Annotated in this window: 21 protein-coding genes; 19 read left to right on the forward strand and 2 right to left on the reverse strand. The window is 31.2% G+C overall.

The features are described 5' to 3' along the window. Window positions 1-285 precede the first annotated feature (285 nt). From B2694_RS11210 to B2694_RS11295, 18 genes are all read left to right on the forward strand, one after another. Entirely contained in the window at window positions 286-483 is a 198-nt protein-coding gene (locus B2694_RS11210) for a helix-turn-helix domain-containing protein (protein WP_198028608.1), read from the forward strand. Between the two features lie 27 nt (window positions 484-510). After that, complete coding sequence (locus B2694_RS11215) at window positions 511-2181, forward strand: ribonuclease J (RefSeq protein ID WP_346885812.1); 1671 nt, start codon at window positions 511-513, stop codon at window positions 2179-2181. A gap of 281 nt (window positions 2182-2462) precedes the next feature. Then, on the forward strand, window positions 2463-3467 hold the full coding sequence (locus tag B2694_RS11220) for a permease (RefSeq protein ID WP_346885813.1): 1005 nt from the start codon (window positions 2463-2465) through the stop codon (window positions 3465-3467). A gap of 80 nt (window positions 3468-3547) precedes the next feature. Further along, the gene (locus B2694_RS11225; RefSeq protein WP_346885814.1) at window positions 3548-3787 is read left to right on the forward strand and encodes a thioredoxin family protein; all 240 of its coding nucleotides are present in this window, start codon (window positions 3548-3550) and stop codon (window positions 3785-3787) included. Window positions 3788-3989: 202 nt separating this feature from the next. Next, entirely contained in the window at window positions 3990-4265 is a 276-nt protein-coding gene (locus B2694_RS11230; protein WP_346885815.1) for a metalloregulator ArsR/SmtB family transcription factor, read from the forward strand. 35 nt (window positions 4266-4300) lie between these two features. Further along, window positions 4301-5461, forward strand: coding sequence for an MFS transporter (locus B2694_RS11235; protein WP_346885816.1), 1161 nt, complete (start codon window positions 4301-4303; stop codon window positions 5459-5461). Between the two features lie 759 nt (window positions 5462-6220). Further along, window positions 6221-7873 (forward strand): FAD-dependent oxidoreductase, encoded by a 1653-nt coding sequence (locus tag B2694_RS11240; RefSeq protein ID WP_346885817.1) that lies wholly within the window; start codon window positions 6221-6223, stop codon window positions 7871-7873. A 95-nt stretch (window positions 7874-7968) separates the two neighbouring features. Next, on the forward strand, window positions 7969-8310 hold the full coding sequence (locus B2694_RS11245) for a metalloregulator ArsR/SmtB family transcription factor (protein WP_346885818.1): 342 nt from the start codon (window positions 7969-7971) through the stop codon (window positions 8308-8310). Between the two features lie 86 nt (window positions 8311-8396). After that, complete coding sequence (arsB, locus tag B2694_RS11250; protein ID WP_346885819.1) at window positions 8397-9461, forward strand: ACR3 family arsenite efflux transporter; 1065 nt, start codon at window positions 8397-8399, stop codon at window positions 9459-9461. Between the two features lie 30 nt (window positions 9462-9491). Next, a complete protein-coding gene (gene arsD / locus B2694_RS11255; RefSeq protein ID WP_346885820.1) occupies window positions 9492-9884 on the forward strand; it encodes an arsenite efflux transporter metallochaperone ArsD in 393 nt (130 codons plus the stop codon). A 25-nt stretch (window positions 9885-9909) separates the two neighbouring features. Next, on the forward strand, window positions 9910-11652 hold the full coding sequence (gene arsA / locus B2694_RS11260; protein ID WP_346885821.1) for an arsenical pump-driving ATPase: 1743 nt from the start codon (window positions 9910-9912) through the stop codon (window positions 11650-11652). A gap of 404 nt (window positions 11653-12056) precedes the next feature. After that, window positions 12057-12647, forward strand: coding sequence for a thioredoxin family protein (locus tag B2694_RS11265; protein WP_346885822.1), 591 nt, complete (start codon window positions 12057-12059; stop codon window positions 12645-12647). After that, window positions 12644-13336: a cytochrome c biogenesis CcdA family protein gene (locus tag B2694_RS11270; protein ID WP_346885823.1), complete on the forward strand. Its 693-nt coding sequence runs from the start codon at window positions 12644-12646 to the stop codon at window positions 13334-13336. The genes B2694_RS11265 and B2694_RS11270 overlap by 4 nt, the downstream gene beginning before the upstream one ends. Before the next feature lie 12 nt (window positions 13337-13348). Next, entirely contained in the window at window positions 13349-13483 is a 135-nt protein-coding gene (locus tag B2694_RS11275; RefSeq protein ID WP_346885824.1) for a hypothetical protein, read from the forward strand. A 594-nt stretch (window positions 13484-14077) separates the two neighbouring features. Then, on the forward strand, window positions 14078-14563 hold the full coding sequence (locus B2694_RS11280; protein WP_346885825.1) for a sigma-70 family RNA polymerase sigma factor: 486 nt from the start codon (window positions 14078-14080) through the stop codon (window positions 14561-14563). Continuing rightward, window positions 14560-15459: a zf-HC2 domain-containing protein gene (locus B2694_RS11285; RefSeq protein WP_346885826.1), complete on the forward strand. Its 900-nt coding sequence runs from the start codon at window positions 14560-14562 to the stop codon at window positions 15457-15459. The genes B2694_RS11280 and B2694_RS11285 overlap by 4 nt, the downstream gene beginning before the upstream one ends. Before the next feature lie 198 nt (window positions 15460-15657). Further along, window positions 15658-16320 carry a rubrerythrin gene (rbr, locus tag B2694_RS11290; RefSeq protein WP_346885827.1) on the forward strand — a complete coding sequence of 221 codons (663 nt, stop codon included), beginning with the start codon at window positions 15658-15660 and terminating at the stop codon, window positions 16318-16320. Window positions 16321-16507: 187 nt separating this feature from the next. Continuing rightward, complete coding sequence (locus B2694_RS11295) at window positions 16508-17116, forward strand: acetate uptake transporter (protein ID WP_346885828.1); 609 nt, start codon at window positions 16508-16510, stop codon at window positions 17114-17116. 168 nt (window positions 17117-17284) lie between these two features. Here B2694_RS11295 and sstT read toward each other — a convergent pair whose 3' ends face one another. Then, window positions 17285-18517 carry a serine/threonine transporter SstT gene (gene sstT / locus B2694_RS11300; RefSeq protein WP_346885829.1) on the reverse strand — a complete coding sequence of 411 codons (1233 nt, stop codon included), beginning with the start codon at window positions 18515-18517 and terminating at the stop codon, window positions 17285-17287. A 570-nt stretch (window positions 18518-19087) separates the two neighbouring features. Between sstT and B2694_RS11305 the strand changes: the two genes are divergently transcribed. Then, a complete protein-coding gene (locus B2694_RS11305; RefSeq protein ID WP_346885830.1) occupies window positions 19088-19621 on the forward strand; it encodes a GNAT family N-acetyltransferase in 534 nt (177 codons plus the stop codon). 88 nt (window positions 19622-19709) lie between these two features. Here the strand turns inward: B2694_RS11305 and B2694_RS11310 are convergent, their stop codons facing one another. Further along, window positions 19710-20318, reverse strand: coding sequence for a TetR family transcriptional regulator (locus B2694_RS11310; protein ID WP_150844989.1), 609 nt, complete (start codon window positions 20316-20318; stop codon window positions 19710-19712). Window positions 20319-20399 lie beyond the last annotated feature (81 nt).

Below are 20399 nucleotides of genomic sequence, written 5' to 3' on the forward strand. Positions count from 1 at the left end.
ATCTTGTGTTACTATTGAGTAATAAATTTAATTGTATTTGGGTATAAATATAATTAAATATAATCATTTATATTTTAACATAATAATTTTAAATATAATATAACTAATCAAAGTATAGTTTAATCTAACTTGATTAATTATAACTATATATATATAATGATATATAAGTGATAAAAATTGAATAAGTCAAGGGTAAGTAGAAAACTTAACTTGTGAATTAACATATTTAGATTTTAAATTAAAAGCAAATAGAAAGATCCTAAACATAAATGGGGGTAAATTTTAATGAATGATAATATGAGTGATAATGAGATTATGACTGTTAGTGAGGTGGCAGAATATTTCAAAATAAGTGAAGTTACTACATATAAACTAGTGCAAGAAGGGAAAATTCCAGCCTTTAAAATTGGTAGACATTGGAGAGTAAAAAGAAGTGATTTAACTGAGTTTATTGAAAAGTTAAAACGAGGAGAAAGAATATAAACTTAGTCTATAATAGGAGGATATGTTTTGAAAAGTAAGATTAAAAATAAAATTAGGGTTATTTCTCTAGGGGGACTAGGAGAAATCGGTAAAAATATAACAGCCATAGAATATAAGGATGAAATTATTGTAATAGATTGTGGGATTTCATTTCCAGAGCCTGATATGTATGGGGTTGATTTAGTAATTCCAGACGTAACTTATTTGCTAGAAAATAAGGATAAAGTAAAGGGCTTTTTCTTGACTCATGGACATGAGGATCATATAGGAGCATTACCGTATGTGTTAAAACAACTTAATGTTCCAGTGTATGGAACCCGTCTAACTTTAGGATTGGTGGAAAGTAAATTAGAAGAGCATAATGTACTAAAAGATTGTGACCTTAATGTTGTAAAAGCTGGAAATACTATTAAATTAGAAAATATAAGTGTAGAATTTATAAGAAATAGTCATAGCATTGCAGATTCCTGTGCTATTGCAGTGCATACACCTATTGGTAGAGTTGTTCACACAGGAGACTTTAAAGTAGATTATACTCCAATTGATGGAGAGGTTATGGATTTACAAAGACTTTCAACCTTGGGAAAGCAAGGGGTGTTATTGTTACTTGCTGATAGTACCAATGTGGAACGTCAAGGATACACCATATCAGAAAAGGTAATTGGAGAATCTCTTAATAGGATTTTTGGTAAAGCAACTGGAAGAGTAATAGTGGCAACCTTCGCATCAAATATCCATAGGTTACAGCAGATTGTAAATGCGTCTATTTTCTATGAAAGGAAAATAGCCTTTAGTGGAAGAAGTATGGAAAAAATATCTCAAGTAGCAATGAATCTTGGGTATTTAAACATTCCTGAAGAGAGTATTGTTGGTATAAATGACATTGGTAAGTATGATAGTGAAAACATTACAATAATCACAACTGGTAGCCAAGGTGAGCCGATGTCTGCACTTACAAGAATTGCTGCAGGAATACACCGAAGTGTCCAAGTAGAAAAAGGTGATTTGGTTATTATATCTGCATCTCCAATACCAGGAAATGAAAAGTGTATATCCAATGTAATAAATGATTTATTTAAAAGGGGGGCTGAAGTTATATATAATTCCTTAGAAGAAATCCATGTTTCAGGGCATGCTTGTCAAGAGGAATTAAAGCTGATCCACTCTTTAGTTAAACCAAAATATTTTATGCCGGTTCATGGAGAGTATCGTCATTTAATGCAGCATGGATTACTTGCTGAGAAGTTAGGTATGGATAAGTCTAATATATTTGTATCCCAAGTTGGTGATGTATTGGAAGTGCATAGCAAAGCTGCTACCATATCAGGTAAAGTAAAAACAGGAGCAATAATGGTAGATGGACTAGGTGTAGGAGATGTTGGAAGTAGTGTATTACATGATAGAAAATTATTAGCACAGGATGGAATTCTAACGGTAGTAATTACAATTAAAAAAGATTCTTATACTATAGTAGCAGGACCAGATATAATAACTAGAGGTTTTGTTTATGTTAGAGAATCAGAAAACATAATTAATGATGCAAGAGACATTGTATTAAAAGAAGTTGAAAAGAAATTAACAGCCAAAGATATGAGTAGAAGAAATATAAAATTTGCAGTTAAAAATTCTCTATCACAATTCATATATATGAAGATTAAAAGACGACCAATAATTATGCCAATAATTATGGAAGTTTAAGCTGTAAAACAATAATAAGCAGAAATTTTTATTAAAAAACTTTGATAAGATAATATAATAGTAAATTAAGTAAGCTTTGAATCGTGTAAATAAGATTCAAAGCTTATTTATTTTGAGCCCTAAAATAATAATTACAAAAACATATTGACAGGTATCTATGTGTAGTCATATAATGGATATAGATGATTATCTATATGTTAAGGTGAATTAATAAAAAATTTTTCACTTTATAGTAATAGAATTAATTTTAGTTAAAAAATATAATTTAAGGAGATGGGAATGTGTTTATATTTGAATGGTTAAATAACCAACTATTGAAAATGGAATGGCTTAGTAATTTAGTTACACTTATCGTAAAAAATTTATTTGGCCTAGATGTTAATAGCAGAATTGGAGGAAGTATTCACTTCTTTATATATGATGTTATAAAGATATTTATACTACTTTCAGTATTAATATTCTTAATTTCATATATACAAAGTTTCTTCCCACCAGAGAGAACTAAGAAAATTTTAGGAAGATTTAATGGTATTTGGGCCAATATATTGGGTGCCTTACTTGGAACTGTTACACCCTTTTGTTCCTGCTCATCTATTCCTTTATTTATAGGATTTACTAGTGCAGGTCTACCAATAGGGGTTACATTTTCATTCTTAATATCTTCACCTCTTGTAGATTTAGCTTCCGTTATTTTGCTTGCAAGCATATTTAACTGGAAGATTGCAATTGCTTATGTGGTTGTAGGTCTTGTTCTTGCAGTTATTGGAGGCTCAATTATTAGTAAATTGAAACTTGAAAAATATGTAGAGTCCTTCGTTTTTAACAATAAGATGATTGATGCAGAGCAAGAAGAGCTAACTAAAAAAGATAGGATGATTTTTGCTAAAAACCAGGTTTTGGACATTATAAAAAAAGTATGGCTTTATATTTTAATCGGTGTAGGAATTGGAGCTGCAATTCATAACTGGATTCCAGAGAATGTAATTGCTGCTGTTCTTGGTCAGGATAAATGGTATTCTGTTCTAATAGCAACTTTTGTAGGAGTTCCTATGTATGCTGATATTTTTGGAACTCTACCAATTGCAGAAGCATTAGTGCTTAAAGGAGTAGGAATTGGTACAGCACTATCATTTATGATGGGTGTAACTGCACTTTCCCTTCCATCTATGATTATGCTAAAGAAAGTAGTTAAGCCAAAACTTTTAGGTACATTCATAGGAATTGTTACTATAGGAATTATTATCATAGGTTATGTTTTTAATGCCTTTGGTTATCTTCTGCTATAAGAATATTTGTTAATATATTTAATTTTAATAGAATATATTTTATTTAGGTTTTTAAAAATAATATTTAAGGAGTGATATGTATGATAATTAAGATTCTAGGATCAGGATGTAAAAAATGCGTTACATTAAAAGAAAATACTGAAATAGCATTAAAAGAAACAGGGATGGAAGCTGAGATAATTAAAGTTATGGATTTTAAGGACATTATGGCTTTTGGGGTAATGACAACTCCAGCACTAGTTATTAATGAAAAAGTTGTTTCCTTTGGAAAGGTATTAAAACCAAAAGAAATTATAAAAATTCTTGAAAACTTTAAATAAAAATATCAAGAAGGCTAATAATATAGTATTAAAAAATATAAGAATCATTTTTTATATGATACTAAAAAATTTAGTTTAATAACTAAAGTAATTTAAAGTAATTATAAATACTAATTAGGCGGGAAGAGTATACCCGCCTAATATTATATCTTTAAATTACCTTATTTAATACATAATATGTTCACTTTAAGGAGGCGAAGAAATGAAATACAGTTATGCTGAATATGTAACAATGTTTAAGGCATTATCAGATGAAACAAGGCTAAATATTATTCATATATTATCAGATGGTCCCTTATGTGCTTGTAATATTTTAGAGAACTTCAATATAACACAACCTACACTTTCCTATCATATGAAAATATTAACTGAATGCGGATTAGTTATAGCAGTTAAGAATGGAACATGGATAAAATATAGTTTAACCGATGAAAAAGTAAATGCCTTAAGGGAATTTTTTAACATAAAGATTAAATGATAAAAATAAATAAAACAAAGGAAGAAGGTTTAAAAATGGAGAATAAGAAAAGTAATTCAATTATTATGATATTAGGAATAATGGCGTTTTTCGCTAACGGAGATAACTATGCTGTTTCTCCCTTGCTTGGTAATATAGCTAGTGATTTAGGATTAACTATTAGCCAAGCTTCATTATCAGTTACAGCTTATATGTTAACCTTCGGGTTATTTACTATTATAATAGGACCACTAGGAGATAAATATGGGAAAACAAAAGTTATTAACATTGCAGCCTTTGGTACAGCAATATTTAGTATGCTAGGTGCTTTCTCATTTAATTTACCATCACTTATATTTTTAAGGGCTATGAATGGCGCCTTTGGTGCTGGAATATTTCCTGTTACAATGGCTTTAGTTGGTGAAAACTCAAGTGATAGTAATAGACAAAAATCAATAGGCAAGGTTATGGGAATGATGTTTTTAGGTGGAGCATCAGCTACAGTTGTTGGTGGAGCTCTAGCTTACTTTGGATCATGGAGACTAGTTTACTTTATATATGGGTTAGGAGAATTAATAATTGCCTTAATTATGGTTAAAGTATTACCTAAAAGTAAAGTTTCCAATGGAAAAATCCAATTTATTAGTGTTTATAAAAAAGCTTTAGAAAGTAAAGATTTATTAAAAACAGTAGGAACAATATTCTTAGTTGGCTTTAGTGTATTTGGAAGCTTTACATTTACAGGACAATTAGTTGGAGGCAGAACAGGATATAATGTATTTGTTGTTGGTTTAATACTAACTCTATTTGGAATTGCAACTGTAGTTGGAGGTAGAATGGCACCAATGGTTAGAGGTAGATTAAAGGATAAATTTTTATTAGTAGCGGGTATACTAGGTGCTATATCATTATTCACAATAGCTAAATCAGCAAATATTATTTTAATAGGTCTTGGGTTAATAGGATTTGGTTTAGCGTTTATTGCTATGCAATCTACATTAGTTAATGCAGCACAAGATAAATTACCAAAGCTTAGAGGAACTGCCATGTCACTAGCCTCATTTTGTATGTTTGTAGGAGGTGCTGTAGGGACTAATCTTAATAGTATTGTATTAGACAAGTATGGTATAGGTATGGTATTTATAATTGCATCAATTGCTATGGTATTAGTGGCTATACTATCAAAAACAGTGATAAAAGAAAATGTTTCAAAATAATGATAACTTTTTAAGCATCAGGGTAAATAAAACTTTCCCTGATGCCTAGAACTGTGTTAATAAATCCAAATGCAACCTATAAGAAACTACAAAATAGCAAAACAAAGAGCAGCTATAACAACTAACTTAAAAATTAATTGTTATAGCACTCTTTTTCTATCTATCCTACTACCACTCCGGTAGATTCCAAAGGTGGCAATAGCTAAATTACAACTAGTTTCAAGAGGTTCATTGTTAAGGTAGGCTTTATATCTTATCATTATTTTTTCTTTAAAATAGAACTTAGCAAGGATACTCTAGGTATGCTGGCACCCGCACCACCAATAATTAAAGTCAAGCATAGTATCAGGTCCAACGCCCTTGCCGATTAAAATACTTGCAATGGTGTTTATCGTTATCCAGGGACGTAGTAGCTATTTACTCCCACTTTGAGGGAGGTGAGAATTTAGAACGGGTAGTCATGGGATAATGTAAATACTATAGATGTATCAAATAATAATCATGGACAATTAAAAAAGTAATAAAAACTATTGAAATATTGTATTTTGTATATTACTATATGAGTAAATGCTCATATAGTAATTGTATAAAAATGTTTTATGAGATTTAAAGTAAGAAGAAAGTTAACTATGAGCTGAAATAATATTGTTGTTAGAATATTAATTGAAAGGGTGTGTAAAGATATATTTGTTGTGAAAAATAATGTACCAGTACTCTTTTGTAAATTGATAAAAAAAATTAAAAGTGGGAAGGTGTAAGATGAGAATAATAATTATTGGTGCTGTGGCTGCGGGTACATCTGCTGCTGCCAAGGCTAGAAGGAACAATGAGGATGTTGAGATTGTTGTTTATGAAAAAGATAGTTTTATATCTTATTCAGGTTGTGGTATGCCCTATTATATTGGCGATAAAATAGGGAGTGCAGATGATTTAACACCTCGTGATTCAGCATTTTTTAAGAGTAAATATAATGTTGATATTTTAACTCTTCATGAGGTTTTATCCATAAACCCTCAAAGAAAAACCGTGGAAGTAAAGAAAATTTCATCAGGTAAGATATATACTGATACCTATGATAAATTAATCATTGCTACTGGTGCTAGTGTGTTGATTCCCCCAATAAGTGGTGTTCAGGGTGAAAATGTTTTTAAATTGAGAAATATAGGAGATATGAACAAGATAAAAACATTTATTGACTTCAATAAACCAAAATCTGTAGCTATTATAGGCACAGGATTTATCGGCCTTGAAGTGTGTGAGAATTTAAAAAGCCTTGGGATGGAAGTAACGGTTATTGACCTGTTACCTCAGGTTACACCTGGACTTGATAGTGATATGGCGGTATACGTAAAAGACCATCTTGAAAAGAATGGAGTTACGGTTTTGACGAATTCTTCTGTAAGTGAAATTCATAGGAATAGTGTAATTTTATCTGATGGAAAAGCAATTCAAGCTGATATGGTGTTAGTAGCTACAGGGGTACGTCCTAATACTGACCTTGCAAAAGCTATAGGGATAGATCTAGGTATAGCTGGTGCTATCAAGGTAAATACAAAAATGGAAACTAACATAAAGGATATCTACGCTTGTGGTGATTGCATTGAGCAATATCATGTTGTAACAGGAAAAGCCGTGTATAGACCTCTTGGTTCAACTGCAAATAAAACTGGTAGAATTGCAGGTAATAGTGCAACGAATGGAAGCTTAGAGTTCAGAGGTGTACTAGGTACAGGGATATTTAAAATATTTGATATGTCAGTTGGTGAAACTGGACTTTCAGAGAGAGAAGCAAGAGAGCAAGGCTATGATGTTGTGGTATGCCATAACATAAAACCAAATAAGCCAGAATATATGGGTGGTAAAGAAATGGTTATAAAAGCCATAGCTGATAAAGAAACAGGTAGGCTTTTAGGGGTCCAAATAGTAGGCTTTGAAGGAGTAGATAAAAGAATTGATGTGTTTGTCACAGCCATAACCTTTAAAGCAAAAGTTGAAGATTTATTCCACCTTGACTTAGCTTACGCACCGCCATTTTCTACTACAAAAGACCCTGTTATGTATACTGGAATGATATTGGATAATGCAATTAATAAAGGTAGACCTATAATAGATGCACAGTCCTTGGATAATTTAATAGAATCAGGGGAAAAATATGTACTGATTGATGCCAGAGTGGCAGAACAATATAAAAAAGGGCATGTTAATACTGCTGAAAATATTCCTCATGGAGAACTTAGAGATGCTGTAAAAAATATGAATGAGGATATTTTAACTGTAACTTACTGTAACAAAGGTGTTACAGGGAATGCAGCACAAAACATACTCATTAATAAGGGTTTTAAGAAAGTTTATAATCTTTCCGGAGGTCACAAGCAATTTAGTAAAGTACATTCAGAGAATGGCAAAAAATAATATTTATTAAAAACCATTGTAACAAATGGCTTTTTAATAACATACTATATGATGGTATGAGTATATAAGAATATATATATGAAGGGGATGTAGGAATGATTGACATATTTAAGGCATTATCAGAGGAGAGTAGACTTCGTATACTTATGCTCCTCATGCATGATGAAATGTGTGTGTGTGAGATTGAGGAGTGTCTAAAGATGACACAGTCAAATGTTTCAAGACATTTAACAACTTTAAGAAAATGTGGAATACTAGATGGCTACAAACGAGCTCAGTGGATGTATTACAAAATAAGTGAAGATTTTAAAAAAGAACATAAATATTTATGGTTATACCTTGAAGAAAAGTTAAAAGAATCACCAGACTATGAAAATGAGAGTGAGAAATGTCATAGTTGCAAAAGCAAAAATATGTGCAATATTAAAGACACATAATAGACACATAAAACTAAGATTAATTAAAATAAAACTTCAATTAATACTTAAACAATAGCCCTTAGGGGGATTAAGGAGTGATTATAATGAGTAATGAAAAGAAAGCAGAGATAGGTTTTTTTCAAAAATATTTAACTATATGGGTGGCCATTTGTATGGTGGTAGGAGTACTTATTGGAAAATTTCTTCCTATGGTTCCAGAATTTTTAAATAAATTTGAATATGCAAAGGTATCTATACCAGTAGCTATATTAATATGGGTAATGATTTACCCTATGATGATGAAGGTAGACTTCCAAAGTATTAAAAATGTGGGTAAAAATCCAAAGGGATTATATGTAACATGGATAACTAATTGGCTAATTAAACCATTTACTATGTATGCTATATCAGCATTTTTCTTCTATGTTGTATTTAAAAACTTTATTACACCTGACCTAGCAAAAGAATATCTAGCAGGAGCGGTGCTTTTAGGTGCAGCACCATGTACAGCAATGGTTTTTGTGTGGAGTACTCTAACAAAAGGGAACCCAGCTTATACAGTTGTGCAGGTTGCAACTAATGATATTATAATTTTAATTGCCTTTGTACCTATTGTAAAATTCTTGTTGGGTGTAAGTAATGTCAGTGTTCCATGGGATACCTTGATTTTATCAGTAGTACTTTTTGTAGTAATACCATTGGTAGGAGGCATACTAACAAGGGTACTTATTAGTAAAAAAAGAGGAACAGATTATTTTGAAAATGAATTCTTGCCAAAGTTTGATAATGCAACAACTATTGGATTACTTTTAACATTGATATTGTTGTTTGCATTCCAAGGAGAGGTTTTTCTTAATAATCCGTTACACATTCTGCTTATTGCAGTACCACTTACCATTCAGACCTTCCTTATTTTCTTTATTGCATATTTTGCAAGTAAGGCTATAAAATTGCCACATAATATTTCAGCACCAGGGGGAATGATTGGAGCTTCAAACTTCTTTGAACTTTCTGTGGCTGTTGCAATTGCATTGTTTGGTACAACATCACCAGCAGCACTTGCTACTACTGTAGGAGTTTTAACGGAAGTACCTGTAATGCTAATTCTTGTAAGAATAGCAAACAATACAAAACATTGGTTCCCTCAGCAAAAAGCCGATAGAAAATAGTAAATTATAAATTTTAAGGAGATGTGTTATATGAAAAAAATGTCAATATATGAGCCAGCTATGTGCTGTTCAACAGGACTTTGTGGAGTTGCTGTAGACCCTGAACTTTTAAGGATTTCAACTGTTCTTAATGTACTAAAAAATAATAGTATTGAGGTAGAAAGATTTAACTTATCAAATTCACCACAAGAGTTTTTAATTAATGAGGAAGTGAATAAATTTATAAATACTAAGGGTGTTGATTCATTACCTGTTACTATTTTAGAAGGTGAAATTATAATAGAAGGTAGGTATCCTACAAATGAAGAGTTTATAAAAATATTTAATATACCAAGAGAATTATTAGGAAATCAAACAAGTGGTGTTAAGGGCAGATTTAAAAAATCAGGTGGATGCGGATGTTCAGGAGGAGATTGCTGCTAATATTAACTAAAGGAGGAAATTTAAAATGGAAATTTTCAATCCAGAAAATATTGAACTTACAAAATATCTTTTTTATACAGGCAAGGGAGGAGTAGGTAAAACTTCTACTGCTTGTGCAACAGCTGTTAATCTTGCGGATAGCGGGAAAAAGGTACTTTTAATTAGTACTGATCCAGCATCAAACCTTCAAGATGTGTTTAATACTCCCCTTAACAATAAAGGGGTTTCAATAGATAAGGTTCCTAACCTTACTGTGGCAAACCTAGATCCAATACAAGCAGCTGCAGAATACAGAGAAAGCGTAATTGGGCCTTATAGAGGTAAGTTACCAGATGCGGTACTAAATAATATGGAGGAACAGCTATCAGGTTCCTGTACTGTTGAAATTGCAGCATTCAATGAGTTTTCAAAGTTTATCACTGATGAACAGGTTGAAAAGGAATATGATAATATTATTTTTGATACTGCACCAACAGGGCATACACTTAGAATGTTACAACTTCCTTCTGCCTGGAGTAACTTTATTAGTGAAAGTACTCATGGAGCATCTTGCTTAGGCCAGCTTTCTGGGTTAGAGAGTAAAAAAGAAGTTTATAAAAAAGCAGTGGAAACTTTAGCAAATAAGACATTGACAACACTTATCCTTGTATCCCGTCCAGAGATATCACCCCTTAAAGAAGCAGAAAGAGCATCAAATGAACTTTCAGATATAGGAGTGATAAATCAGACATTGGTTATCAATGGTGTTATAACTTCTTTTGATGATAGCGTATCTGAAAGCTTATATAAAAAACAACAAAGAGCCCTAGCAGATATTCCACAAAGTTTAAAGGCGCTTACGACATATATGATACCTCTTAGAGCGTATAATATCACAGGAATGGATAATGTAAGGGCATTGCTTACTAAGGATAATTATATTGTTAGAGATGAAAAAATAAAGGCTGAGACAGTACCAGGGCTTAAAGATATAATTGAGGATCTTAACAATAGTAATAAGAAGGTAATCTTCACCATGGGTAAGGGTGGTGTTGGTAAAACCACTATAGCTGCGGCTATTGCTTTAGGATTATCAAAAAAAGGGAAAAAAGTACATCTTACCACAACAGATCCTGCAGCTCATCTTAAATTTATAATAGATGAAACCAAAGGGATCACTATGAGTAACATTGATGAAGATGAAGAGCTTAAAAAATATCAAGAGGAAGTACTATCTAAAGCAAGAGAGACTATGTCTGATGCGGATATAGCTTATGTAGAAGAAGATTTACGTTCTCCGTGCACACAGGAAATTGCAGTATTCCGTGCTTTTGCACAAATAGTTGAAAAGGCAGAAAATCAAGTTGTAGTTATCGATACTGCACCAACAGGTCATACACTACTTCTCCTTGATTCTACTCAAAGCTATAATCAAGAGATTAAGCGCTCTCAGGGAGATATTCCTGAATCTGCTAAAAAGTTGTTGCCAAGACTTCGTAACACTGACGAAACAGAAGTTATTATAGTAACCTTAGCAGAAGCCACACCAGTATATGAAGCAATGCGACTAGAAGAAGATTTAAAGCGTGCAAAAATTGCAACAAAATGGTGGGTTATTAATTCATCCTTATATCAAACAGGCACCACAAATAAAATGTTACATGCAAAGGCAAGTAATGAAATTCAGTGGATTAATAAGGTGGATGAACACTCTAATGGAAATTTTGCAGTTATCCCTTGGAATCCTGATGAAATTAAAGATGATAAGCTAAATGATTTACTAAAATAAAATCTATTAAAAATGAAACCAATCAATTAAGATTGGTTTCATTTTTAATATTTCACATTATAAAAAGTGAACATTCACAAATAATTATAAATGTTATTGACATTTATAGGCTAATACAGTATAAATAAGTATATAGACAATAGTCTATATGACTATTGGTTTATTCCTACTGTAAATATACCAGTAGGAGAGGTATTTACATCTCCTATGTTAAAAGGAACAAGTATAATAATTTTTACATAAGTGTATCGTGTCATACGATGCACTTTTTAGGAATAAACGCATAGAGAATTATCTATATCACTAAAACTTCAATACCTTTACACTTATGAACTTATAGGATCAATTTTAAAAATCAGTTAAGGTAAATTGAAAAAAATAAAATTACAGGGGGAGTTAGATTTATGCAAAAAAATGAAGAGAGTAAAAAGAATGCTATGGCAGGTAGAATTATTGTCATAGTAGTAATTATAGCGGTTATAGGTGGAATTTGGATGTTTAAAAACAAAAGTGTTGAATTAGATGAAGCAGCTCCGCCAGCTACAAGTGATAAAACCAACAAAAATACAAATAATAAAGGTTCTGGTGATGGGTACTTTCCATTGCATGTTACAGAAGAAATAGATTTAGAAGAATTAAAATCTTATGGATTACCTATTGTAATTGATTTTGGTGCAGATTCCTGTGTTCCTTGCAAGGAAATGGCTCCAGTGCTGAAGAATCTTAATGAGGAATTGGCAGGAAAAGCTATAGTTTTATTCGTTGATGTATGGAAATATAAAGATTTAGCAACTAATTATCCTGTACAAGTAATCCCTACTCAGATTTTAATTGATAGTAAAGGTAACCCATATACACCTAAGAAGGATGAAATTGTAGAGCTTGTTCAGTATACCTATCGTGATTCGGAAAAAGTTGCATTTACGGCACATCAGGGAGGATTAACGGCGGAACAATTGAAATCTATACTTAAAGAAATGGGGATGAAGGAATGATAAACCAATGGCTAGAGTCATTATCTACGCTTATTTCTCAGAGTATGTGGATATCGCCGTTATTGGCATTGCTAGCGGGAGTATTAACATCGGTTACACCTTGTGCACTATCTAGCGTTCCTTTAGTAATTGGGTATGTTGGAGGTACTGGAGGAAATAATCCTAAAAAAGCATTTCGTCTTTCCTTAACATTTGCTATAGGTATGTCACTTACATTTACCTCAATGGGTACGGTGGCGTCATTAGCAGGAAAGCTTATGGGCACAACAAGTAAATGGTGGTATATAGTATTAGGAATTCTAATGGTAATGATGGCATTGCAGATATGGGAGATTTATAATTTTATACCTTCCACCTATCTTCTATCAAAAAATACGAAGAAAGGGCATGTAGGAGCCTTGCTTGCTGGAATTTTAGGAGGGGTGTTTTCGTCCCCCTGTGCAACACCAGTATTAATTGTTCTTCTTGGCATTGTTGCTCGGAGTGGAAATGTAATATGGGGGATTATATTATTACTCCTTTACTCTATTGGACATAGTGTATTGGTACTGATTGCAGGGACTTCTATTGGATTTGTAACAAAAATTACTACAAGTCCTAAATATGGAGTGTTCAGCAAAGTGCTTAAAATTTCATTGGGTGCAGTTATAATTTTAATGGCATTTTATATGTTTTATTTAGGATTTTAATAGTCTGACCTAGTGTTAAAAGAAGTTGAAAAGAAATTAGCAGCTAAAGATATGAGTAGAAGAAATATAAAATTTGCAGTTAAAAATTCTCTATCACAATTCATATATATGAAGATTAAAAGACGACCAATAATTATGGAAGTTTAAGCCGTAAAATAATAATAAACAGAATTTTTTATTAAAAACTTTGATAAGATAATATAATGGTAAATTAAGTAAGCTTTGAATCTTTCAAATGAGATTCAAAGCTTATTTTAGTTTTGTATTATAAATGATTTATTTTCACTAATTGCAAGTTCTCTTATTTAATTTAACCTTGAACATAATAATTACAAAAATATATTAACAGTTATCTATATGTTAAGGTGAATTAATAAAAAATTTTTCACTTTATAGTAATAGAATTAATTTTAGTTAAAAAATATAATTTAAGGAGATGGGAATGTGTTTATATTCGTTCCTTTCTAATATAAATAAAGTTCTAAAAAACTTAATTGCAAAAAAATGTTAATTCAAGAAAATTGTAAGAACCATAAGATAAGACAATATATTTGAGTATAGCAGAGTATTTTATTATATTAATGATTTTATAATTAATGGATATTATAACATAATTTACATTAGGGCAATAATGGAATAGATTGAAAAATATATAGATAATTCTCTTTAGCTTTTAGATTTTTTTTAAATTAATGTAAGATAATGAAATCAAAAGCGTCTTATATGTGAGGAGGTGATAAAGTGACGGAGTTTGAGGATATATATATAAATTATTTTAAAGATATTTTTTTGTATATATATAGTTTATCTGGAGATAGGCATATAGCAGAGGATATCACAGCTGAAACATTTATGAAGGCAATAAAATCTATTGAAAGATTTAAGGGAAACTGTGATATACGAGTGTGGTTATGTCAAATTGCAAAAAATTGCTATTTTTCTTTTCTGCGCAAGAAGAAAAAAACGGTACATTTAGATGAACTTTCTGAACAAAAAGATAATTTTAATTTTGAACAAATAATATCTTCAACAGAAGAATCTATGGAAATTCACGAAATTCTTCATAATCTTGACGAACCATATAAAGAAGTATTTTCACTGCGAGTTTTTGGAGAATTGAGCTTCAAGCAGATTGCATGCTTGTTTGGAAAAAGTGATAACTGGGCTTGCGTTACGTATCACCGTGCTATAAATAAGATCAAAGAGCGAATGGAGGATTATAAATGAAAGTAACTTGTAATGTGATTAGAGACCTTTTGCCTTTATATATAGAAAATATTGCCAGTAGTGATACTTGCATTATTGTGGAACAGCATATTAGTTTTTGTGAGGATTGTAGAAAGCAGCTTGATGAGATGAGATTATGCAATAATCCACCTATAGATACAGATGTAGCCCCACTGAGAAATATAAAGGCTACTTTGCGTAAGAAAAAACTCCAAACAATTATTTTTTCTGTTATGTTGACCATAGTTATTGCTTCAATTACAATTGCTTTTTTTACTGCTCCAAAGTATATTCCTTATAGTGAAGACATAGTATCCTTAATAGAAAAGGATAATGGGTCGGTACTTACTTTATTCAGTGATAAAGTATCAGGATATGATATAAGTAGTTATCCTAATGATGACAACACAGGTTATGTTTACAATATAACTGCATGGGATAGTATTTGGAACAGAAGTATTGCTAAAAATCCTGCAAATAATACTGTTTTGAATCCAAATGGTGAAGTGGTAGATTCCGTGTACTATTATATGACTAATGGAAGTGAAGATAGATTAATATATGGTAATGACCAAAATCCTGGTGGAGGTATTTTCACATTGCCAAGACTTGTTTTGGCATATTATTTAATTATTGACTTAGCATTGGTAATGCTTTGTGGAATAATTATGTTTGTATTCCGGGGATATGAAAAAGTAAAAAATGTGACAATAAAAATTCTCTTTTTGTCTATGTCATATCTTTTAGGTCATCTTTGTATTAAAGGATTTACAACGTCATCATATTCTGCAGCAAGGGACTTTTTTGCAATCTTGCTGGTGATGATTCCACTATACATTGGATTCCTATCTGCTATCAGTTTAATGAGAGAATATAGAAATGGTAAAAGGGACTAATATTTAAGTAGACTTTTAAAAATTTAATTTAATGGTAACAGAAACGCACGATATATATTCTATTACAAAACTTCGAGGGTCTAATTAATATTGGGAAATTAATTATTATATGGTATAATAAGAAATAGTAGGAATGGATTGTGAAAAAATAAATAATTAAAGTTTCAAATAAAGAATTTTAAATTAGGGGGAATAAAAATGGTAAGATATCGTTGTTCAGTATGTGGTTATATTCATGAAGGGGAGTTGCATGAAGGTTTTAGATGTCCTAAATGTAAACAACCAGCCTCAGTATTTGTTAAAATTGAAGAAGAAAAAGAAACTAAAAATATTTATGCAGGAACAAAGACAGAAAAGAATTTGATGGAAGCTTTCTCAGGTGAAAGCCAGGCGAGAAACAAATATACATACTTCGCCAATATTGCACAAAGAGAAGGATATGATCAATTAGCTGAAATTTTTCTTATGACAGCTAGAAATGAACAAGAGCATGCTCGTATATGGTATGAAGAGTTGGGTAATTTGGGAAATACTGCTGAAAATCTTTTACATGCAGCTGAAGGTGAAAACTATGAGTGGACAGACATGTATGATGGTTTTGCAAAGGATGCAGAAGCAGAAGGGTTTAAGGAATTGGCTGAAAGATTCCGTAGAGTGGCTGCAATTGAAAAGTCTCATGAAGAGCGTTATCGTAAACTACTAAAAAATATTGAAATGCAGCAGGTATTTGAAAAAGGTAAAGAAGCTATGTGGGAATGTCGTGTTTGTGGACATCTTGTAATGGGAAAAAAGGCTCCTGAAGTTTGTCCTGTATGCAAATATTCTCAAAGTTATTTCGAAGTTAGAAAAGAAAATTATTAGTTGTAAGCCGTCACTTATTGTGGCGGTTTTTTTATTTTGCATATTAATATCAATATATTGTTCTTTATATAATTCAAAGTAATGATTTATAAATATGTAAACATTATTATTTTTATTGACAATGGATAATATTTTTGATATTGTTTAAAAGTATGAAATTTGTGTGAACTTATATTAGGAGGATATTATGCAAGAAACAAAGGTTAAAGTAGTAGTAGCTGATCCGTCGGCAATAGGTTTATTTGGACTAGCAATGGTAACATTAGTAGCATCATCTCAAAAATTAGGATTAACAGAGGGAGTATCTTTAGTATTACCATGGGCAATATTTTTAGGAGCAACAGCACAATTGTTGGCTTGTTTAAATGATTTTAAGCATAACAACACTTTTGGAGCAACTGCTTTTGGTGCTTATGCATTCTTTTGGTATGGTGTTGGTTTTACTTGGTTAATTGAAAATGGAGTATTTGGATCAGCCCTAGCAGCTAAAGCTGACATAAATCAATTAGGAGTTGCTTATCTAGGGTATTTAATTTTTACAATATTTATGACTATAGGTGCTATGGAAACTCATAAGGTGTTATTTACAATATTCCTATTGATAGATTTCCTATTCTTAGGATTAACACTAACAACTTTTGGAATAATGGAGCATAGAACACATATGTTAGCTGCTTATTCTGAGTTAGCAATAGCTTTAGTATCTTTCTATGGTTCAGCAGCAGCAGTATTAAATACTCACTTTGGAAGAGTATTTTTACCTGTTGGAAAACCTTTTGGAATATTTAAGAAGTAATATTTAGGTGATGAATTATTTCATCACCTTTTTTATATCCATGGTATGTAAAATTGGATTCTAATTTTAAACTCATTATAATAGTTTAAAACCTCCTAGAATAGTTTATAAGCTATCTAAGGAGGCTTTTATCTTTATAAATATAAGAATTACACTAGTATTTAATTTTTATTTAGAAATATTTATTTTTTTACCTTCTTTACGCCACTTGCTAAATTCAGCTGTTGCTGTGAAAAGTGCATCTGTAGATGAGTTAAGTGCAGTTTCAGCAGAATCTTGTATAACACCTACGATAAAACCTACACCAACTACTTGCATAGCAATGTCACTTGGGACTCCGAATAAACTACATGCTAGAGGGACAAGTAATAGAGAACCTCCAGCTACTCCAGAAGCACCACAAGCACTTACCGCAGAAAGTACACTAAGAATTATTGCTGTACCAATATCTACTTTAATACCAAGAGTATGAACAGCTGCAAGAGTTAAAACAGAAATAGTAATAGCTGCACCAGCCATGTTAATTGTGGCTCCCAATGGAATTGATACTGAATAAGTATCTTTATCTAAACCAAGTTCTTCACATAAACTCATATTTACAGGAATATTAGCAGCAGAACTACGGGTAAAGAATGCTGTAAGTCCACTTTCTTTTAAGCATTTAAATACAAGTGGGTATGGATTTTGACGAATAGCTACGTACACCATAATTGGATTTACAACAAGAGCTACAAAAATCATACTTCCTAGTAAAAGTAAAAGTAATTTTCCATAGCTAAGAAGTGAAGCTATTCCACTTGTAACGATAGTATCAACTACAAGTCCCATGATTCCTAATGGTGCAAAGTTTATTACCCATACAACCATTTGAGATAAGGCATCGGAAACATTAGAAATTATTAGTTTAGTAGAACTTGCTGCATTTTTTAAGGCAAAACCAAGAATTACAGCCCAAGCTAATATACCAATGTAGTTAGCATTAAAAAGAGCTTTTACTGGATTATCAACTAGGTTTAATAGTAATGCTTTAAGAACTTCTACTACACCGCCAGGAGGAGTAATGTTTTCTACCCCAGCTACAAGGGTTAGGCTTACCGGGAATAAAAAGCTTCCAATAACAGCTACTAGTCCAGCGAAGAATGTTCCTAAAAGATAAAGAATAATAACGGTCTTCATATTGGTTTCATGACCACTTTTATGTTGTGAAATAGCACTTGTTACCAAAAATAAGACTAGGATAGGTGCAATACCTTTTAAAGCACCTACAAATAAAGATCCAAAAATTGATAATGGTTTTGCTACATTAGGAATGGTTACGGCTAATATAATACCTATGATTAAACCTATGATTATACGTTTTACTAAACTTAATCCATTCCATTTCTTCATTAGATTCTTCATAATATTTTCCTCCTATAACGTTAAATAAAAAAGTAAGTTTTAGTGGCTTTAAATTTGTTACTAGGAAATTCTTTGGTAAAAATAAGTTTATCATGAATCTTCACTAATGTGAAGTGGAAAAGCATAATGAATTTTCAATTAATTAATGGTCACCTTTACATAAATAACCTATATAATAAATAATTTGAAAATACAATTTGTTTTGAAATTGTATCTTAAAGCCTATAAACACTTAACTTATGGGTTGTATAAATTAAATTTTAAATATTGATAAAATCAATTCAATTGCAAGAAAAAAATTTTTAGAGTATTGTGAAGAGAGACCACTAGATATCTCTATACTATTTTGGGATAACAGTTCTATAATTATTCATTGAAAATAAAATTTTAATTAAGAATACAGATTTTACTGAAGTTTGAGTTGTTGGACTTTTACTAGAATATGTGTTTATGTAAATAGTAAATATAAAAGTGAAGTTACTGTAAAAATTAGTGACAAGAGAAAATTTCTAAGGAGTTCAAAGTGTTATAGAAAAGGATTATTTTATATAAGTATTTGGAGGTAGAAGTATGGCAAATGTTATATATAGAAAATTAGAATTAGAGGAATGTGAGTATATAAACAAAATGAATCCATCTCAATATATAGGAAAAGCATGGAGAGATGTGGATGGCAAACGTAAATTAGTAGAAATAAATTACCAAGATTGTGATTGGCCAAACGGCTATGAATATCATCTAAGAAATTTGAAGAAAACTATTTTAAGTGGGGGAAGTGCCATTGCTGCGTTTGATGATAATAACAAATTACTGGGGTTTTCAACAGTTAATCGTGAATTTTTTGGTGAAAAATTTAATTATGTTTTATTAGATCAACTTTTCATAACCTTAGAATGTAGAAATAAAGGAATAGGAAAAAATTTATTCGTACTTTCTGCTAATGCTGCAAGAGAGTGGAAAGCAGATAAAATTTATATTTGTGCAGGTTCTGCTGAAGAAACAATTGCTTTTTATTTTTCATTAGGCTGTAAAGAAGCAGTGGAAATAAATAAAGAACTATATGAAAATGACCCAAGAGATTACCAATTAGAGTTTTCATTATAAAAATCACACATATATTATTTATTTTAACAATATAAAAACAAGGATGCTATGTAAAAATTACAAGTATCCTTGTTTTATGTAACTTAGCTTAGGATTTATTTTTTTCCATAAATGCAGGAATACTTTCTGCAAAAAATCTCACAAAGGTGTCTTTAAATTCTTGATCTTCCTGTTTTAAAACCCCTAGGGAATATTGCATTGCAACACCATCTAGAGCTGCTATTAAAATAGCAGCAAGACTTTTTTTACAGTTTTTATTTTCAATACCAAATGCGTAAAAGTACATATCTGCTACCTTATTTATTATTTCATTATAATCTTGTTTAAGGCTTTCGCTAAGAGAGCCACCCTTGGATAATACGTAGCCTATTAATAAAACCAAAAGGCGTTGCTCATTAACCTTAGACATACGTTCTCTAACTTTATTACTAATTTCATTTAACATATTTTCAGTACTTTTAAGATTACTACTTTCATCTTTTTCAGAAAGTTTTTGAGCAAAGTACATAGCTTCCTTTACTGCGTGGTAGAATAGCTCGTCCTTGTTCTTAAAATGATGATATATTGCACCAGTAGTAAGCCCAGCAGCTGAGGCTATTTGACGCATACTTGTTTCTTCAAAGCCATTTTCTATAAATACACTAATTGCAGCATCTAAAATATGTTGCTTTTTTTCATTCGGTTCATTAGCGTTCATTTTATTCACCCCATTTAAAAATAGTATATCATATTTTTACAGCATCATGGTTCGCATATTATAGGGGGCTGTATCAGAATG

It is taken from the genome of Clostridium sp. UBA4395 (assembly GCF_002390995.1).
GTDB lineage: Bacteria > Bacillota > Clostridia > Clostridiales > Clostridiaceae > Clostridium_J > Clostridium_J sulfidigenes.